Source organism: Synechococcus sp. MU1648 (genome assembly GCF_023630615.1).
In the GTDB taxonomy this organism is placed as follows: Bacteria; Cyanobacteriota; Cyanobacteriia; order PCC-6307; family Cyanobiaceae; genus Parasynechococcus.
In genome coordinates this window covers 1-15,158 of sequence record NZ_JAKUHI010000001.1, presented here as the reverse complement: position 1 = coordinate 15,158, position 15,158 = coordinate 1, and the positions used below count along the sequence as shown (strand labels likewise).

The following is a 15,158-nucleotide window of genomic DNA, read 5'->3' as shown; positions in this document are numbered from 1 at the left end:
GCCCTCTCCACAGGTCTATCACCACGATTTCATTCCAGAGGGATGGCCCCATGGGCGCAGACAGCGCCCCAACAGAGACTGCGATCCGCCGTCCAGGAGGGTTGCACCTGCAGCCACGCCTGGTTCTGACCAACCCGCATCATCATCTGACCAGTTCCGTCATGGACGAATTCGACGCGCTGCTGATCCCAGGTCAACACCCAGCGCTGTCCAGGAGTCGCGGCGACCATGCGGCATGGACTCCAGGCCTGCTCTCCGATCCGGCAGCGCATCGATGCCGCTGCAACGGACGTGCCGCCGACTGAACTACCGATTATTAGTAGAGCAGCTGTCCAGAGCTTGATGTGAAACACAGACACTCGCTGGGCAGCACGCTGGCGAAAGGACTCCTCCTCACCATGCGAACGGGCGACTGTCACGCCCGTGGGGGGCATCAGATCTCTTCAGGGTTTGGTGTCTGTCAGGATTCGATCAGACCAGTTGCTGATCGTGCCGCGTTTTCAAGCCCGCGTCCTTGTGCGTCTGCGCCCCTCTGTGCTCGATCCAGCCGGAGAAGCCGCGCGTGGTGCCGCTGAACGTCTTGGGGTGGAAGGCCTCAGCAAATTGCGGATCGGAAAAGCCGTGGAAATAGAGATAGAGGCCCCCGATGAAGCGGAGGCCCGCCGCAAGTTGGAATTGCTCAGTGATCGACTGCTGGCCAACCCGGTGATCGAGGACTGGACTCTGGAGCTGAACCACTCATGAGCATCGGGGTCATCGTTTTTCCGGGCTCGAACTGTGATCGGGACGTGCAATGGGCAACGGAGGGATGCCTGGGCTTGAGCACACGCCGGGTCTGGCATGAAGAGACCGACCTGAGCAGCTTTGACGCCATCGTTCTGCCTGGAGGGTTCAGTTACGGCGACTATCTGCGTTGCGGTGCCATTGCACGCTTCGCACCAGCCCTGCAATCGCTGATTGACTTTGCAGCCCGGGGCGGTCGCGTGCTCGGGATCTGCAACGGATTCCAGGTACTGACGGAACTTGGGCTGCTGCCCGGAGCACTGACCAGAAACCGGGATCTGCACTTCATCTGTGAGAACACGCCCCTCAAGGTTGTGAGTCAGCGCTCGGCCTGGATGCAGGGGTACAGCGACGGGGGCGGAACGCTGACCTTGCCGATCGCCCACGGGGAAGGCCGTTATCAGTGCAGTGATGACACGTTGAAACAGCTTCAGGACGAAGACGCCATTGCCCTCAGCTACGGCAACAATCCCAATGGATCAATCGCAGACATCGCCGGCATCACCAACACCAGCGGCAACGTTTTGGGCTTGATGCCCCACCCGGAACGGGCCTGTGATCCTGCGACTGGAGGAACCGACGGCCGACGCATGCTGGAGGCCCTGCTGGGCTGATGCAGAGCCGCCGGACGCTGCTGATCTCAGGGGCATCCACCATTGCATCCACTGTCGTCACGGCCCTGCTCTCCCCCCGGGCCATGAGCGCCCAGCGGAGGTTGGCACCGCTGAAACCTGGAGCACGCATCCGCGCCGTGAACCCCGGCACATGGATAGATCCAGACACCGATCTGAAACTCTTGCTCGAGCGCTGTGATGAACAGCGCTGGCATCTGGAGATCCCAGCAGCAGTCACCCGTCAGTGGCGCTATTTCTCCGGAACCGACCGGGAGCGGAGCAGCGATCTGACGGCTGCCTGGAATGATCCAACAGTTGATGCTGTGCTGACCGTCGGAGGTGGCTGGGGGGCCGCCCGCGTGCTCGAAGCCGGATTCCGCTTTCCACGACATCCAAAATGGAGCCTTGGGTTCTCTGACACCAGCTCCCTGCTGCTGGCCCAATGGGCCGCCGGCCTGCCTGGGGGGATCCATGGATCCAGCGGCGGCACAGATGCGCAGTGGCAACGGACGGTGGATCTGCTCCGTGGACGTCCGGTAGAACCTCTGCAGGGAGAGCCAAGACGGCGGGGGATCGCTCGCGGCCCTTTGGTTGTCACCAATCTGACCGTGGCGACCCATCTGATCGGAACGCGCTGGCTTCCCTCTTTGAAGGGGGCCATTTTGGTGCTGGAAGACGTTGGAGAAGCGCCCTACCGGGTGGACCGAATGCTGACCCAATGGCGCAGCGCTGGCCTTTTGCAGCACTTGGCGGGGGTGGCCTGCGGTCGCTTCAGCTGGGCAAAAGACGACATCCTCCCCGGTGATTTCACCATGGAGGAGATCCTTGAGGAACGCCTGGGCGATCTTGGCATTCCCCTAGTGCTCAATCTGCCGGTGGGCCATGGTCGCCCCAACGAGGCTTTACCTCTGGGATCACAAGCACAACTGGATGGCCAGCGGGGCCTTCTCAGCCTGATTCCCTGATCTGTTGGCAAAACGCTGGTCCTTCGGTGGCTTTGCCGCTAGCGATGGACCAAAGCAGCTGACCCTCGTGGCCGACCTCACCATCGCGAACACGGTGTCCGATCTGATCCTGGGTGATGTCCGCGAACATTTGCCGCTGGAGCAGATTCCCCTGCAGGGCGACGTGCTTGGGCTTGGGACCACGACCAGCATTGACAACGGAGAGCTGACCTTTCTGCAGGACAGCGCATCGACATCAGCCATCTGGCGTTGCGTGGCCCATGACGGCAGCATCATCAAACTCTCTCCTGGCGATGGGAGTGGTCACTTCCCATATGTGTGCTTCACAAGGGATGCATCCACCCTGCGTCGCCCTGTGGCGATTGAATCGCTCGGACCCACGGAGGAAGCGCCTCTGCAAAGACTGGTGGCAGAAGCAATCGCCCAGGGACAACGCTCCGGAACCCTTGAGTCGGCTCCCATCTACGGAGTGCGGATGTTGACCCACTGGCATGAACTCGTGATCACCGTGGCCTCCAAGCTCTGCATGGGTCAGCAGCGGCGCAACATGAAAGTCGCCGCAAGTGAAGCGGGATCATCAACCGCAGGTCAAAGCATCTACGACATGCTTCAGCACTACCGACTGGCGCCGCAACCTACGGAGAAAACCAACGATCCAATCCGCTATCTGGGACGCGCGATGCAGTGGGATTGCTGTGGCTTTTTTGACACCGAACCGGAGCTGGGGCGCGTCACCGTTCCTCAGCCAGGCGCCCACTTGCATCTCCATGGATGCAGCACTGATCTGGCCTATGGAGGACATCTTCACCATGAACATGCTTCAACCAGACTCAAACAATTGGAACGCCTTTGGCTGTATCCACTCCAGACTTTCAGTGCCCTTGGAAGCGATATGGCCGTTGAAGACTTGAGCTTCGACAACGGAATGATTCGTTTTCGTGTTGTGAATGCAGGGGAAATGGACGTGAGCGACGTTGGCGTGGCCGTTGTGATTAATGACCGCTACAGCAGTCGTCGTTACATCAGGATTCCCTGGTTAAGTGCAGGCGACGATGAGGAATTCACCTTGTCGTTATCCCTCCCAAGCGGCAAGCAGCTGATCACAGTGATCGCAGATCCTGAGGAGATTGTGATCGAAGCGGAGAACCGTAGGAACAACAATCGATTGGACTTGGAAGTCCAGATTTCATGAGCTCTGGCATCAATCATCCACAAAAAAAGAGGCCCCGAAGGGCCCCTGCTGGAGATTGATCTCTGAATCAGGCGGCGACAGCAGCCTTGGGATCGAGAGCACCCTTGGCGTACAGGCCGGCGAAGTGGGTGATGCTCTGCTGCTGGATCTTGCTGGCATTGCCGGCAGCCCAGAACTGCTGGTAGCGGTCGAGGCAGACCTGCTTCATGTACTTCCGCGCCGGCTTGTTGAAGTGGCGGGGATCGAAGTTGGCAGGGTCAGCCATGGCTGCCTCACGCACAGCGGCGGTGAAGGCCAGACGGTTGTCGGTGTCGATGTTCACCTTGCGCACACCATTGCGGATGCCCTCCTGGATCTCTTCGACGGGAACGCCGTAGGTCTCGGGGATGGAACCACCGTGCTTGTTGATCATCTCCAGCCATTCCTGGGGAACGGAGGAGGAGCCATGCATCACCAGGTGGGTGTTGGGGATGGCTTTGTGGATCTCAGCGATGCGGCTGATGGCCAGCACTTCGCCCGTGGGCTTGCGGGTGAACTTGTAAGCGCCGTGGCTGGTACCGATAGCGATAGCCAGAGCATCACACTTGGTCTTAGCGACGAAGTCAGCTGCCTCAGCAGGATCGGTGAGCAGCATGTCTTTGGACAGCTCTCCCTCGAAACCGTGGCCGTCTTCGGCTTCACCCTTACCTGTTTCCAGGGATCCCAGACAACCCAGCTCACCCTCAACGCTCACACCGACGGAGTGGGCGAAGTCAACAACCTGCTTGGTGACGTTGACGTTGTAGTCGTAGCTGGCGGGAGTCTTGGCGTCGGCTTCCAGGGATCCGTCCATCATCACGGAGGTGAAACCGTTGATGGCAGCGGAATAGCAGGTGTCAGGAGCGTTGCCGTGGTCCTGGTGCATCACCACAGGGATGTGGGGATAGGTCTCGGTCGCGGCCAGGATCAGGTGACGAAGGAAAATTTCGCCGGCGTAGCTGCGGGCACCGCGGGACGCCTGGAGGATCACGGGGCTGTCGGTCTCGTCAGCCGCTTCCATGATGGCCTGGACCTGCTCGAGATTGTTCACGTTGAACGCAGGGATGCCATAGCCGTTTTCGGCGGCATGGTCGAGCAAAAGCCGAAGCGGAACGAGCGCCATAGGAAAAATCTGATACGGAACCTTGACGGAAAGACTCCGCCGGGCGACGACTTTACCTATTTGTGTTCAAATTGTCACCAAGCCCATCCAAACAAACGACAGGGCTTGGTGAAATTCGATTCAGTATCAGTAGGTGTAACCGGCGACAAACAACTGTTCATCCGACGAAGGCTGAGAGCCAGCCACGTATTTGCCGAGTGAGGCTTCAGAGTTGGCTTGGGCCCTTGCAGACAGTGCTTTCTGGCCAGCTTCGGTGTTAGTACCAGCCCAACCTTTGAGGCAAGAGTGCTGCAGGGCACGGCCATAGGAGAAGCCGAGGTTCCACTTAGCCTTGCGCTCAATGCTGTTCATGTGGTTCAAGTACACCGAAGCAGCTTCCTCACTCAAGCCTCCGGACAGGAACACAATGCCGGGCACACTGGCAGGGACACTGCGCTCGAGGGTTCGCACTGTCATGGCTGCGACTTTTGCAGGGTCTGCCTTGTCTGGGCAGTCCGCGCCCTGAACCGTCATCGAGGGCTTCAGCAGGGTTCCTTCAAGCAAGACACCGTTGGCGTAGCAAGCGTGATACACCTCCTGAATGACGTGTTCCTGAATTCGAGCGGTGGTTTCGATGCTGTGGTTGCCATCCATCAGGATTTCAGGCTCCACGATGGGAACAAGGCCGGATTCCTGAACCGAGCGGGCATAGCGGGCCAAACCCCAAGCATTTTCGCGAACAGAGAGGGCTGAAGGGCAGCCATCTGCCGTGATTTGCAGCACAGCACGCCACTTGGCGAAGCGAGCGCCCTGGGCGTAATAGTCAGCAGCACGCTCGACCAACCCATCAAGACCAGTGCAGAGCGTCTCGACGGCGTTGGCACCACCCAGAGGCCTCAGGCCCATATCGACTTTGATGCCGGGAATAATTCCGAGCTTGCCCAGCTTGTTCACCATGGACTCGCCGTCAGCATGGTTTTGGAAGAGGGTCTCTTCGTAAAGAATGGCTCCGCTGATGAAATCTCCGAGCCCCGCTGTGGTGAAGAGCATCCCCCGATAGGCCTGTCGATTGGCTTCGGTGTTCTCCACTCCGATGGAGCCAAGACGCTTGCCGATCGTCTTGGTGGACTCATCAACAGCAAGAATTCCTTTGCCAGGTGAGGCAAGGGATTGTGCGGTTGCAATCAGTTCGGAGGAATAATCAGACAGTGCCATTTGACTTATCGGAATTGAGGGAGTCTCGGGGCCTCGAAGGACAACCTGGCCTCTCTGATTACGCATTTGAGTAATATTTGCTACGAGCTATTTGTATTTTTTGGTTTTTGAGGGCGTGCGAGATTGGACCAGTTGTGCGCATGGGTTGTGCCCATGGATGGTGTGATTTCAGGCTTCAGATGCGCACTGTTGCTGGACGCCTCACCCTTTTGGATCGATCCTCGTTCAATACTCCTCTTCAACAAAAAAGGCTGACTCTGAAAAGAGCCAGCCTTTTTTTTCGAACCAAGCCTCAATCTTGAGCAGACCGATTCACAGCTGAGAGAGGGCCTGCCACTGATTGGGCAGAATTTTGGCAACTAATTCGAAGCTGCCATCACCGAGAGGCTTTGCAACGTATGCGACGCCCATGGGTGCGGGATAAATTCCATTGGTTGGAACGATCGGCATCGTCACACCCTGGAAAGGGTCATCATGTCCAACGAGGAATGTATTTTCCCCGGCTTCAGGCTTCGCGGACATCAAGGGAGCAACGCGCTTCGCATACTCTTTGTAATCCTCAGGAGTGCACTCAACACAAGGCAAGAAATTCAGATTTGAGTTCTTGGTGTAGGTGCCGAAAGCCAACTCAGCTGTGTTGTACGCACGGCAGTAATCACTTGAGATGACATCTCCTACTGGAATACCTACAGCCTTGATGCCTTCACCAATTCTTTTAGCATCAGCTTTGCCTTCATCACTCAAGCGTCTCTGAGTGGTGCAATCCAAAAGATTCAGCTCAGGGCTGACCTGATCGCCCCAGTCCTTTGTGGTTTTGGCATGACGGATGTAGATGACATAACCGCCATCTCTGAGAGCACTGGCGAGATCTTTGCCCTCAACTTTGTTGACGAAATCTTTGTTATTCTGTTCTCCAGAGAGGGTGGTGTCATTTTGCTCATAGGCTTCAACCTCACCGGTTTTCACATCAGGTTGTTCCTTGGATGAATCCTCGCCGACCGATCCAGAGGAGCATGCCGCCATCAGGAGAAGGGCGGCAATGCAAGTTACTTTTCTAAGCATTGATCAAAGAGCTATGTACTTATTAAAGCGATTGAAAAAATGCGAGACATTTTCAAAGACACGCCAAGGCGTCTCCGTTGATACAGGATTGAAATCAAGCGGGTTGCTGGCTGTCCAAGCCCTCCCCGATGGGAGCGAGACGCATACCAAGCGTCTTGGTTGGATTCATCAACAGCCAAGATCTCCTTCCCAGGAGCGGCAAGGGGTGGCGCTGTAGCCATCAGTTCCAAGGTGTAATCCACTAGAACCGTCGAGTCGGTTCAAGCAACATCAGTTTTTCAATCTGAACTGATGAAAAAACACACGTGAGTTAAGTGCAGGCCTATAAATCAGGCCAAGAGATTGCATCATTTGAAGCGATCAAGTGTGAGATAGCGATGCTTCAACCCGATCGCATACGTCGCGGCTCACCACTCCTTCAGCCAAGCCGGGAATCATCGGATTGCCGCTGCGAATGCTGTCAGCCCACCAACCCAACACTCTGGCAACGGGCGCAATCCGACCATCACTCCAGGTTTGTTTAAACGCGAGGTCCGCATCTAGAGGCACCTCTTTTAGGCCCTCACCCAACGGTGCGTGATGAAGTTCGAATCCGTGCACATAGTCTTTCTGATTGCTGCTGCTGAGCACCAGGGACCCGTCTGATCCAGTGATGTCGAGGCAGTACCCACGTCCGCAGCGGGACACCGAACTCAAGCTGACCTGGGCTGGCACCGGCACGTCCGGTCGGCCTTGCCATTGCAGATTGGCCTGAATCAATGACACATCCGGTGCATCAACAGAGGCCAAGCCCCCATTGGGATGAGGTCTCTGAGCAATCGACACGCTGTTCAAAGCTTGAACAGACCCCAGGGGACCAACCAACCAGGCGAGCATGTCGAAGGCATGGGTTCCCAAAGCGCCAATCACACCGCCGCCTTGATCGGCCTGGGAATACCAATTCCAGCTGCGCCGGGGATCGGAACGGCTGCCCATCAACCAGTCGAGTTTCACCAGCCAGGGAGTACCAACAGCACCGGCCCGAAGCAGACGCTCCGCCTGCATGAACAAGGGGACGGCTCGATATTCGTAATCAACACCAACCGATAGAGCCCCTGCCATCGCGAGCCGCTGAAGCTCCCGGGCTTGATCGGCATGCAAGGCGATGGGCTTCTCCAACAGAAGATGCTTACCGGCCTCAAGGGCTCGACGAGCCAACTCGAAGCGCGGTGCAGGCGGTGTGGCTATCACAACTCCTTCGACTGCAGGATCCGCAAGCAGAGCGTCCCAGTCGCTGTATCCCTTCAGCCCATGCACGGCCGTGGCGTCATCCAGCCGCTCCTGACGTGGGTGCCAGAGGGCGACCGCCTTCAGATCGGGAGCTGCGGCAAGCGCCGGTAGGTGCACCTTCTCACCAAAGCCGAGACCGGCAATAGCAACACCAATGGGTTGTGGAGGCATCTCAGCTGGAGAGGGGTTCGGTGCAGACAGCCTCAATCACAGAGGTGATCAACCCGTCGTCCCCGGCAGGCTGCCATTGGGCACGAAACCGCGGCAAACCATTCACCTGCTTGTCGCGAAAGAGACCTTGCGCACAGTCCAGTTGCATCACATAAAGCTCCCCAGCAGGCTGGTTGCCATCGTCAGTTGCCGCTGGTGTGAAGCGGCTCAGCACCGTTCGGAAGCCATCCCGATCGATCCGGACACTGCCGCGATCCCACCACTGCTGGCCAGCGTCGGTGGAAGGAACCTCGATCCATTCGACAGGAGCGGCCAAGACGGGTGCTGCCCAGCAGATCAAACCCAGAATCAGGGCAAGTCCGAACCTGATCATGCGCTGGTGAGCTCCATCGGTTTGCAGCCATGCAAGCGCAGCAGATTGGCCAGGGTGGAGCGCAGCTGGGTGCGTGGAACGATCGTGTCCACGAACCCGTGCTCCTGCAGATATTCAGCCGTCTGAAAATTGTCCGGTAACTTCTCGCGCAGGGTCTGCTCAATCACGCGACGCCCAGCAAAGCCAATCAGCGCTTTCGGCTCCGCAAGGATCAAGTCTCCCAACATGGCGAAACTGGCCGTCACCCCCCCGGTGGTGGGGTGGGTGAGCAAGGGCATGTAGAGCAGCTCGGCTTCGCGGTGGCGTTCCAGTGCTCCGGAGATCTTCGCCATCTGCATCAGGCTGAGCATCCCCTCCTGCATCCGGGCACCGCCGGACGCACAGACGATCAGAAGCGGCAGCTTTCGGGCTGTGGACTCCTCGATCAGACGGGTGATTTTTTCCCCGACCACGGATCCCATCGACCCACCCATGAAGCGAAAATCCATCGCCGCCAACCCCATGGGGATGCCTTCAACCCGGCACAGCCCCGTCACCACGCCATCCCGCAGCCCAGTCGAGGCCTGACTTTCCCGCAGTCGGTCGGCATAGGCACGCCGGTCTTTGAATCCCAGTGGATCCACCGGTGCCAAATCAGCATTCAGCACCTGGAAGCTGTCGGGATCGGCAATCAGGGCAATGCGTTCAGCACTGTCGATCCGGTGGTGGTAGCCGCAGTTAGCGCAAACACTTGCATTCAGCTTCAGGTCTTTGAGATAAACGACCTGACCGCACTCAGGACATTTGCTCCACAGACCATCGCCTTCATCGGGTTCCTGCTTGACGTTGGCAACGAACTGACCCTTGCGGCGATCAGCAAACCAATCGAACAGAGACACACAGGGCTGTCAGCTCTCTCCATTAAAAGCTGCCCGGGGGAAGACCTTCCAGATGGCTCACAGCAGAGCGAACCACCCTCTGCTGCCCCAGAACGTGATCCATGTTCTGGGGCAATGTTTTTTCGTTTTTGAACCCGACAGATGCTGTCTTTAGCCTGCCGATAACGAGATTGAGCAACGTCAGGCATGAGCTCCCACACAGCTGCCATCAATACCCACTTATCCCTTGAATTCCAAGCCAGCCACACTTACCTGGCTATGTCGATCTGGCTGCGGGAAAAAGATCTGATCGGTTTTTCCAGCTATATGCTGAACAAAAGCGTTGAAGAGCGTGGACATGCCTCCAAGCTGATCTCGTATCTGGTGGACAGTGATTGCGAGGTTCAATTGCCAACGATTGAGTCACCGCAACGGGATTGGGATTCCGTCGAAGCACTCTTCGACATGGTTTACAGCATGGAGAAAGACGTCACACGCTCGATCAACGACATCTACAACCTCTCAGAGAAGCAAGGAGATCGCACCGCGACAGCCATGCTGGATTGGTTTATCGAAGAACAACTACAGGAAGAATCAGAAGCTCGTTTTGTGATCAAACGGTTGCGCCTGGCCGATTCGAACAGCGCAGCGCTGATTCTTCTGGATCAACAATTCCTCGATGGGACGCTGCTGGCCAATGTGAAAGCAGGCCGAGCCTTTGATTCCCAGGGAAGTAGCGCAGGAGCTTGAGCCCAGATCGGTTCAGCCACCCAGCAGCATCACCCATTCGCTCCACCACCACAGCGGACCCGTCAACCAGACCAACCAGATGCCGAGAGCAATAAACGGACCGAAGGGGAAGGGTTCCCTAGGGCCAAGATGCCCACTCAAACGAGCTGCACCGCCAACAGCGGCACCCGACGCAATCGCAATGGCCATCGCGGCTGCGATACCCCCAAGTCCCAGCCATGCCCCACCCAGCGCAGCCAACTTGGCATCACCCAGGCCCAGCGCAGGTTGACCCAAAAGCCGTTCGGCTAGGGCACTGAGACCTTCCAACAGCAGCAAAGCCAGTACAGCTGCGATCAGATGGGTTGCAAGAACGGAGACCCCACCAACGCTGCTGACGAACAACCCCAGCACCACACCCCAGCGACACAGGGGCTCCGGCAACCAAAGGTGGTCAAGATCGATCAACACCAGAGGCAGCAGCAGAGCGATCAGAGGAAGACCAGCCCAGGGGAGCCAGAGATCGGGGAGCCCGGCACCAGCACCAGGCCACACCAATACAGCTGTCATCCATAAGCCGGCACTCAGGGCCTCCACCGCTGGATAGCGCCAGCTAATCCGGGCATGACAGTCGCGACAGCGCCCTCTCAGCAGAAGCCAACCGAGCACCGGGAGATTGTCATACCAGCGGATGGAATGGCCACATTTGGGGCAGTGGCTGCCGGGAAACACCACCGATTCCTGACGGGGCAAGCGCCACACCACCACGTTGGTGAAGCTGCCAACGCAGGCGCCAAGCAAAACGATCCAAAGCAAGATCAACCCTTCCATCGGGTCCTGCCACGGCTCGTGCGGCCACGGATCAGATCGATCGCGATGAACTCTTCATCCGGCAGCAGGACGGGCGTCTCGAAGACCACCCGACCGTCGGGCTGCTGCGAATCAACAACAACCCCAAGAGGCTCATGCCCCGCAGGTGTGCTGGAGAGATAAGCGAAGTAGACCCGACGGGCTTGGGCAATCAGCGAACGGCTGTCAATGCGATCCCAGCGTGGAGCCGACGGCACACCCGAAGCTCCACGAATTTCGAAGGAGGGCGTTGACAAAGAAATAGAGCCCACCTGATCACTCAGATGGACTCATTGTAGAGATGAATGTTGTATCGAAAAGCGATCAGCTGACCTTCTTCTTCTCCTCGATCATGCGGTGAATGATCGGAGTGAGAATCAGTTCCATTGCAAAGCCCATCTTGCCGCCGTTCACCACGATGCTGGTGGGGCTGGACATGAAGGAATCGTGGATCATACTCAGCAGATAGCCAAAGTCGATTCCCCACTTCTCGCGAGCACCCTTGCGGAAGTGAATGATCACGAAGCTTTCATCAGGCGTCGGGATATTCCGGCAGATGAAGGGGTTGGAGGTGTCCACCGTGGGAACCCTCTGGAAGTTGATGTCGGTCTGACTGAACTGGGGGCAGATGTGGTTGATGTAATCCGGCATCCGGCGCAGGATCGTGTCAACGATCGCTTCAGCGGAATAGCCGCGCTCAGCATTGTCACGATGGATCTTCTGAATCCACTCGAGGTTGGTGATCGGCACCACGCCCACCAGCAGGTCAGCCAGGGCCGACACGTCGTATCCCTCTCCCTTCACGCCACCGTGAAGGCCTTCGTAGAACAACACATCAGTGCCTGAGGGGATGTCTTCCCAAGGCGTGAACTGACCCGGCTCGAGGTTGACACCGAGACGGGCGTTGTGTTCGGCAGCTTCTTCGGGGCTGTGGAGGTAGTAGCGCTTCTGACCGGCCCCGGTCTCGCCATAGGTGCGGAATAGCTCCTCAAGCTTGTCGAACAAGTTGGCCTCAGGGCCGAAATGAGAAAAGTTTTCACCCTTGGCCAGGGCATCCGCCATGGCCTTTTTCATGGGCATCCGCTCGTAGCGGTGGTAGCTGTCGCCTTCCACCACTGCAGGGGTAATGCCCTCCCTCGCAAAGATGTGCTCGAAGGCGCGCTTGACGGTGCTGGTTCCAGCTCCGGAAGAACCAGTAACAGCGACAACCGGATGACGCTTCGACATCGACGCGGGGACTAGAGGCCCGGCGATCTTGCCAGATCAGGGCCCAATTACACCAATCCGAAGTTCAAAGAGCTTTGAGCAATTCCTCACCCATTGCGCGACAACCCAGTTGTGTGCAGCCTTCTGCCATCAAATCACCGGTACGAAATCCGCCGGCCAGAACGGCATCAACAGCGGCTTCGAGATCATCGGCAGCAGCACTCTGCTTCAAACCAGTGCGCAGCATCATCGCCGCCGAGAGCACCATGGCCATCGGGTTGGCCTTGTCCTGACCAGCGATATCCGGGGCCGAACCGTGCACAGGCTCAAACAGTCCAGGCCCTGCGCTGCCGAGGGAGGCCGAAGGCAGCATCCCGATCGAGCCGGTGAGCATCGCCGCCTCGTCGCTGAGAATGTCTCCGAAGAGGTTTCCCGTGAGCAGCACATCGAACTGACGGGGATCACGCACTAGCTGCATCGCTGCGTTGTCCACGTACATGTGGCTCACATCAACACTGGCGTAACCGGGCGCCAGGGCATCCACACGATCACGCCAGAGCTGGCTCACGTCGAGAACGTTCGCCTTGTCCACCGAGCACAGCCGTCCACGCCGCTCCTGGGCGATCTCAAAGGCCACCTTTGCGATCCGATCCACTTCCGAGGCGGAATAGGTCATGGTGTTGAAGCCACGCTCCTCTCCCTCGGTCTCGATGCGTCCCTTGGGCTGACCGAAGTAAATCCCACCAGTGAGTTCACGCACCACCATCAGATCCACACCCTCAATCACCTCTCGCTTGAGGCTGCTGGCATCAATGAGGGCCGGAACAATTTTGACCGGGCGAAGATTGGCGAACAGCTCCATGCCGGATCGCAAACCGAGCAGACCGGTTTCCGGACGCTTTTCGCGGGGAAGACTGTCGAAACGAGGGCTGCCGATGGCTGCCAGCAAGACAGCATCCGCTGACCGGCAGGCGTCCAGGGTGCTGGCGGGAAGTGGCTCACCGGTGGCATCAATGGCGCTGCCGCCGATGGGCTGTTCCTCGAAGCTCAGCGCAAAGCCATGGCGCTCACTGACAACCTCCAGCAGCTGTCGGGCGACAGCGGTGATCTCCGGGCCGATCCCATCACCTGGCAGAAGAACAACGCGGTGCTGAGCCATGACGGTGCGGTGCGGCAGGTCGACCGCTGAGGTTACTGAGGGGAGTCGCGTTTGAGCTCGCGCAAGGTCTTCGCCATCTCCGGCAGCTTGCTGAAGGCGGCAGAGCAACGCAACCAGAGACGATTCGGAATCGCGGGGTAACCGCTCACCACCTCACCGGGAGCCACCTCACCGTGGATGCCGCTCTTGGAGCTGGCAATGGCACGGTCGCCCACCACGGCTCGATTGGCGACACCCACCTGGCCCGCCAGGATCACCCCCTGACCGATCCGGGCTCCTCCAGCAATTCCAACCTGGGAGGCGAAGGCACAGCCAGGGCCTGTCGTTACGCCGTGGCCGATCTGGACGAGGTTGTCGATCTTGGTGCCGGCACCAATCCGGGTCTCCCCCACCGATGGACGGTCGATGGTGCTTCCACAACCCACCTCAACGCCATCCTCGAGAACCACTTGACCGGTCTGCGGCATTTTTCGCCATCCCTTCGCCGTCGGCACGAAGCCGAAGCCCTCGGACCCGACAACGGCGTTGGAATTCACCACGCATCGCTTTCCAAGACGGCTTCCAGGATGCAGCACCGCATTGGCGTGCAGCTCACAGCCATCACCCACCACCACATCGTCGTAAATCACAACCCCGGGATGAAGGATGCAATCGGAGCCGACACGACTCCCCTCGCCGATGCAGACCCGCGGCCCTACAGCACTACCTGGCCCCACCACCGCCCGTTCATCAATAACCGCCGAGGGATGAATCTCCGCCAACGGCCGGCGACGGGGATGCAACTGGTCGAGGGCTTCAGCAAAGGCCAGACGGGGGTCAGCGAAGACGGCAAAGGCAATGCCGTGCTCGGAAGCAAGATCAATCAGGTCCTGTTGGTCGGGCAGCAAGAGAGCACCCGCTCCACTGGCGCCAAGCGCAGCAGTTAAGGCGTTGCCCTTCTCCAGGAAGCTGAGTTGCGAGGACGAGGCCTGGTCGAGCGAAGCGGCACCCTCCAGCCATGGATCCAATCCGAGCTGGCTCCAGCGCAAGCCTGCATCACCGGTCTGCAGAACCTTGATCAGGGTGCTGAAACGCATGGCCGCCACGACAGTCGCGCGGATCGTAGACGTGGCTAACGACCGCGTAACACCAGAACATCGCGATGCACCACCACCGGGGAAGCCTCACCCGGAGATACGGCGTTCATGGCGGCCCGCAGCTGGTCGCTGTCCATCGAACAGAGGCCGCGGCCGACGTCCTGGCCCTGGGGGTCCAGCAACTGAACGGGTTGATTGGCGGCGAAGTCGCCCCGCACCGCCGTCACACCCACCAGCAGCAAAGACGCGCCACGGTGCTTCAGCGCATCACAGGCCCCCGAATCCAGCTGCAGTTCACCCTCAGGCCGGAGCACGTGGGCCAGCCAACTGCGTCGATTGCCCAGGGGTTCGGGGTGGGGATGGAACACCGTTCCACCTCGTTCCCCCTGCAGCAAGGCCTCCAAGCGGGAAGGATTGCGGCCATCGGCGAGCTGCACCGTGATGCCACTGGCGGTGGCGATTCGGGCTGCCGCCAGCTTGGTCGTCATGCCCCCCGTACCCCAGCGACCACCATCCCC

Annotated in this window: 19 protein-coding genes; 6 read left to right on the top strand and 13 right to left on the bottom strand. The window is 58.7% G+C overall.

Annotated features, from left to right (window positions below):
- Nucleotides 1-29: 29 nt before the first annotated feature.
- A complete protein-coding gene (locus tag NCN06_RS00095) occupies nucleotides 30-434 on the bottom strand; it encodes a hypothetical protein (RefSeq protein ID WP_226422374.1) in 405 nt (134 codons plus the stop codon).
- 55 nt (nucleotides 435-489) lie between these two features.
- Here NCN06_RS00095 and purS point away from each other — a divergent pair, with 55 nt between their 5' ends.
- Genes purS through NCN06_RS00075 form a run of 4 tightly spaced genes read left to right on the top strand, consistent with a single transcriptional unit; the run spans nucleotide 490 to nucleotide 3,554 of the window.
- Nucleotides 490-744, top strand: coding sequence for a phosphoribosylformylglycinamidine synthase subunit PurS (purS, locus tag NCN06_RS00090; RefSeq protein WP_115025381.1), 255 nt, complete (start codon nucleotides 490-492; stop codon nucleotides 742-744).
- A complete protein-coding gene (purQ, locus tag NCN06_RS00085) occupies nucleotides 741-1,397 on the top strand; it encodes a phosphoribosylformylglycinamidine synthase subunit PurQ (protein WP_115025229.1) in 657 nt (218 codons plus the stop codon). The genes purS and purQ overlap by 4 nt, the downstream gene beginning before the upstream one ends.
- Nucleotides 1,397-2,362 (top strand): S66 peptidase family protein, encoded by a 966-nt coding sequence (locus NCN06_RS00080; protein WP_250398497.1) that lies wholly within the window; start codon nucleotides 1,397-1,399, stop codon nucleotides 2,360-2,362. The genes purQ and NCN06_RS00080 overlap by 1 nt, the downstream gene beginning before the upstream one ends.
- A gap of 4 nt (nucleotides 2,363-2,366) precedes the next feature.
- On the top strand, nucleotides 2,367-3,554 hold the full coding sequence (locus NCN06_RS00075) for a CARDB domain-containing protein (protein ID WP_250398496.1): 1,188 nt from the start codon (nucleotides 2,367-2,369) through the stop codon (nucleotides 3,552-3,554).
- 67 nt (nucleotides 3,555-3,621) lie between these two features.
- Here NCN06_RS00075 and fba read toward each other — a convergent pair whose 3' ends face one another.
- From fba to NCN06_RS00060, 3 genes are all read right to left on the bottom strand, one after another.
- Nucleotides 3,622-4,695 carry a class II fructose-bisphosphate aldolase gene (gene fba, locus NCN06_RS00070; protein WP_115025231.1) on the bottom strand — a complete coding sequence of 358 codons (1,074 nt, stop codon included), beginning with the start codon at nucleotides 4,693-4,695 and terminating at the stop codon, nucleotides 3,622-3,624.
- A gap of 126 nt (nucleotides 4,696-4,821) precedes the next feature.
- Nucleotides 4,822-5,889: a class I fructose-bisphosphate aldolase gene (locus NCN06_RS00065; protein ID WP_115025232.1), complete on the bottom strand. Its 1,068-nt coding sequence runs from the start codon at nucleotides 5,887-5,889 to the stop codon at nucleotides 4,822-4,824.
- A 312-nt stretch (nucleotides 5,890-6,201) separates the two neighbouring features.
- On the bottom strand, nucleotides 6,202-6,912 hold the full coding sequence (locus tag NCN06_RS00060; RefSeq protein ID WP_250398495.1) for a histidine phosphatase family protein: 711 nt from the start codon (nucleotides 6,910-6,912) through the stop codon (nucleotides 6,202-6,204).
- Here NCN06_RS00060 and NCN06_RS00055 point away from each other — a divergent pair.
- A complete protein-coding gene (locus tag NCN06_RS00055; protein WP_226422688.1) occupies nucleotides 6,869-7,168 on the top strand; it encodes a hypothetical protein in 300 nt (99 codons plus the stop codon). The genes NCN06_RS00060 and NCN06_RS00055 overlap by 44 nt on opposite strands.
- A gap of 143 nt (nucleotides 7,169-7,311) precedes the next feature.
- Here NCN06_RS00055 and NCN06_RS00050 read toward each other — a convergent pair whose 3' ends face one another.
- Genes NCN06_RS00050 through accD form a run of 3 tightly spaced genes read right to left on the bottom strand, consistent with a single transcriptional unit; the run spans nucleotide 7,312 to nucleotide 9,642 of the window.
- Nucleotides 7,312-8,391, bottom strand: coding sequence for a Gfo/Idh/MocA family protein (locus tag NCN06_RS00050; RefSeq protein WP_226422370.1), 1,080 nt, complete (start codon nucleotides 8,389-8,391; stop codon nucleotides 7,312-7,314).
- A 1-nt stretch (nucleotide 8,392) separates the two neighbouring features.
- Complete coding sequence (locus NCN06_RS00045) at nucleotides 8,393-8,764, bottom strand: hypothetical protein (RefSeq protein ID WP_115025235.1); 372 nt, start codon at nucleotides 8,762-8,764, stop codon at nucleotides 8,393-8,395.
- The gene (gene accD, locus NCN06_RS00040; RefSeq protein ID WP_115025236.1) at nucleotides 8,761-9,642 is read right to left on the bottom strand and encodes an acetyl-CoA carboxylase, carboxyltransferase subunit beta; all 882 of its coding nucleotides are present in this window, start codon (nucleotides 9,640-9,642) and stop codon (nucleotides 8,761-8,763) included. Before accD ends, NCN06_RS00045 begins: the two co-directional genes overlap by 4 nt.
- 186 nt (nucleotides 9,643-9,828) lie before the next feature.
- Here accD and NCN06_RS00035 point away from each other — a divergent pair, with 186 nt between their 5' ends.
- The gene (locus NCN06_RS00035; protein ID WP_115025237.1) at nucleotides 9,829-10,371 is read left to right on the top strand and encodes a ferritin; all 543 of its coding nucleotides are present in this window, start codon (nucleotides 9,829-9,831) and stop codon (nucleotides 10,369-10,371) included.
- Nucleotides 10,372-10,383: 12 nt separating this feature from the next.
- Here the strand turns inward: NCN06_RS00035 and NCN06_RS00030 are convergent, their stop codons facing one another.
- The 6 genes from NCN06_RS00030 to NCN06_RS00005 form a co-directional block, all read right to left on the bottom strand.
- Complete coding sequence (locus NCN06_RS00030) at nucleotides 10,384-11,181, bottom strand: prepilin peptidase (protein ID WP_115025238.1); 798 nt, start codon at nucleotides 11,179-11,181, stop codon at nucleotides 10,384-10,386.
- Entirely contained in the window at nucleotides 11,169-11,417 is a 249-nt protein-coding gene (locus NCN06_RS00025) for a hypothetical protein (RefSeq protein ID WP_250398494.1), read from the bottom strand. Before NCN06_RS00025 ends, NCN06_RS00030 begins: the two co-directional genes overlap by 13 nt.
- A gap of 106 nt (nucleotides 11,418-11,523) precedes the next feature.
- Complete coding sequence (locus NCN06_RS00020; protein WP_115025240.1) at nucleotides 11,524-12,426, bottom strand: phosphoribulokinase; 903 nt, start codon at nucleotides 12,424-12,426, stop codon at nucleotides 11,524-11,526.
- A gap of 64 nt (nucleotides 12,427-12,490) precedes the next feature.
- A complete protein-coding gene (leuB, locus tag NCN06_RS00015; protein ID WP_115025241.1) occupies nucleotides 12,491-13,564 on the bottom strand; it encodes a 3-isopropylmalate dehydrogenase in 1,074 nt (357 codons plus the stop codon).
- Between the two features lie 32 nt (nucleotides 13,565-13,596).
- Entirely contained in the window at nucleotides 13,597-14,640 is a 1,044-nt protein-coding gene (gene lpxD, locus NCN06_RS00010) for a UDP-3-O-(3-hydroxymyristoyl)glucosamine N-acyltransferase (protein ID WP_115025242.1), read from the bottom strand.
- Between the two features lie 35 nt (nucleotides 14,641-14,675).
- Nucleotides 14,676-15,158, bottom strand: a 483-nt coding sequence (locus NCN06_RS00005; RefSeq protein WP_350223170.1) for a PUA domain-containing protein, incomplete at its 5' end; no start/stop codon positions are given.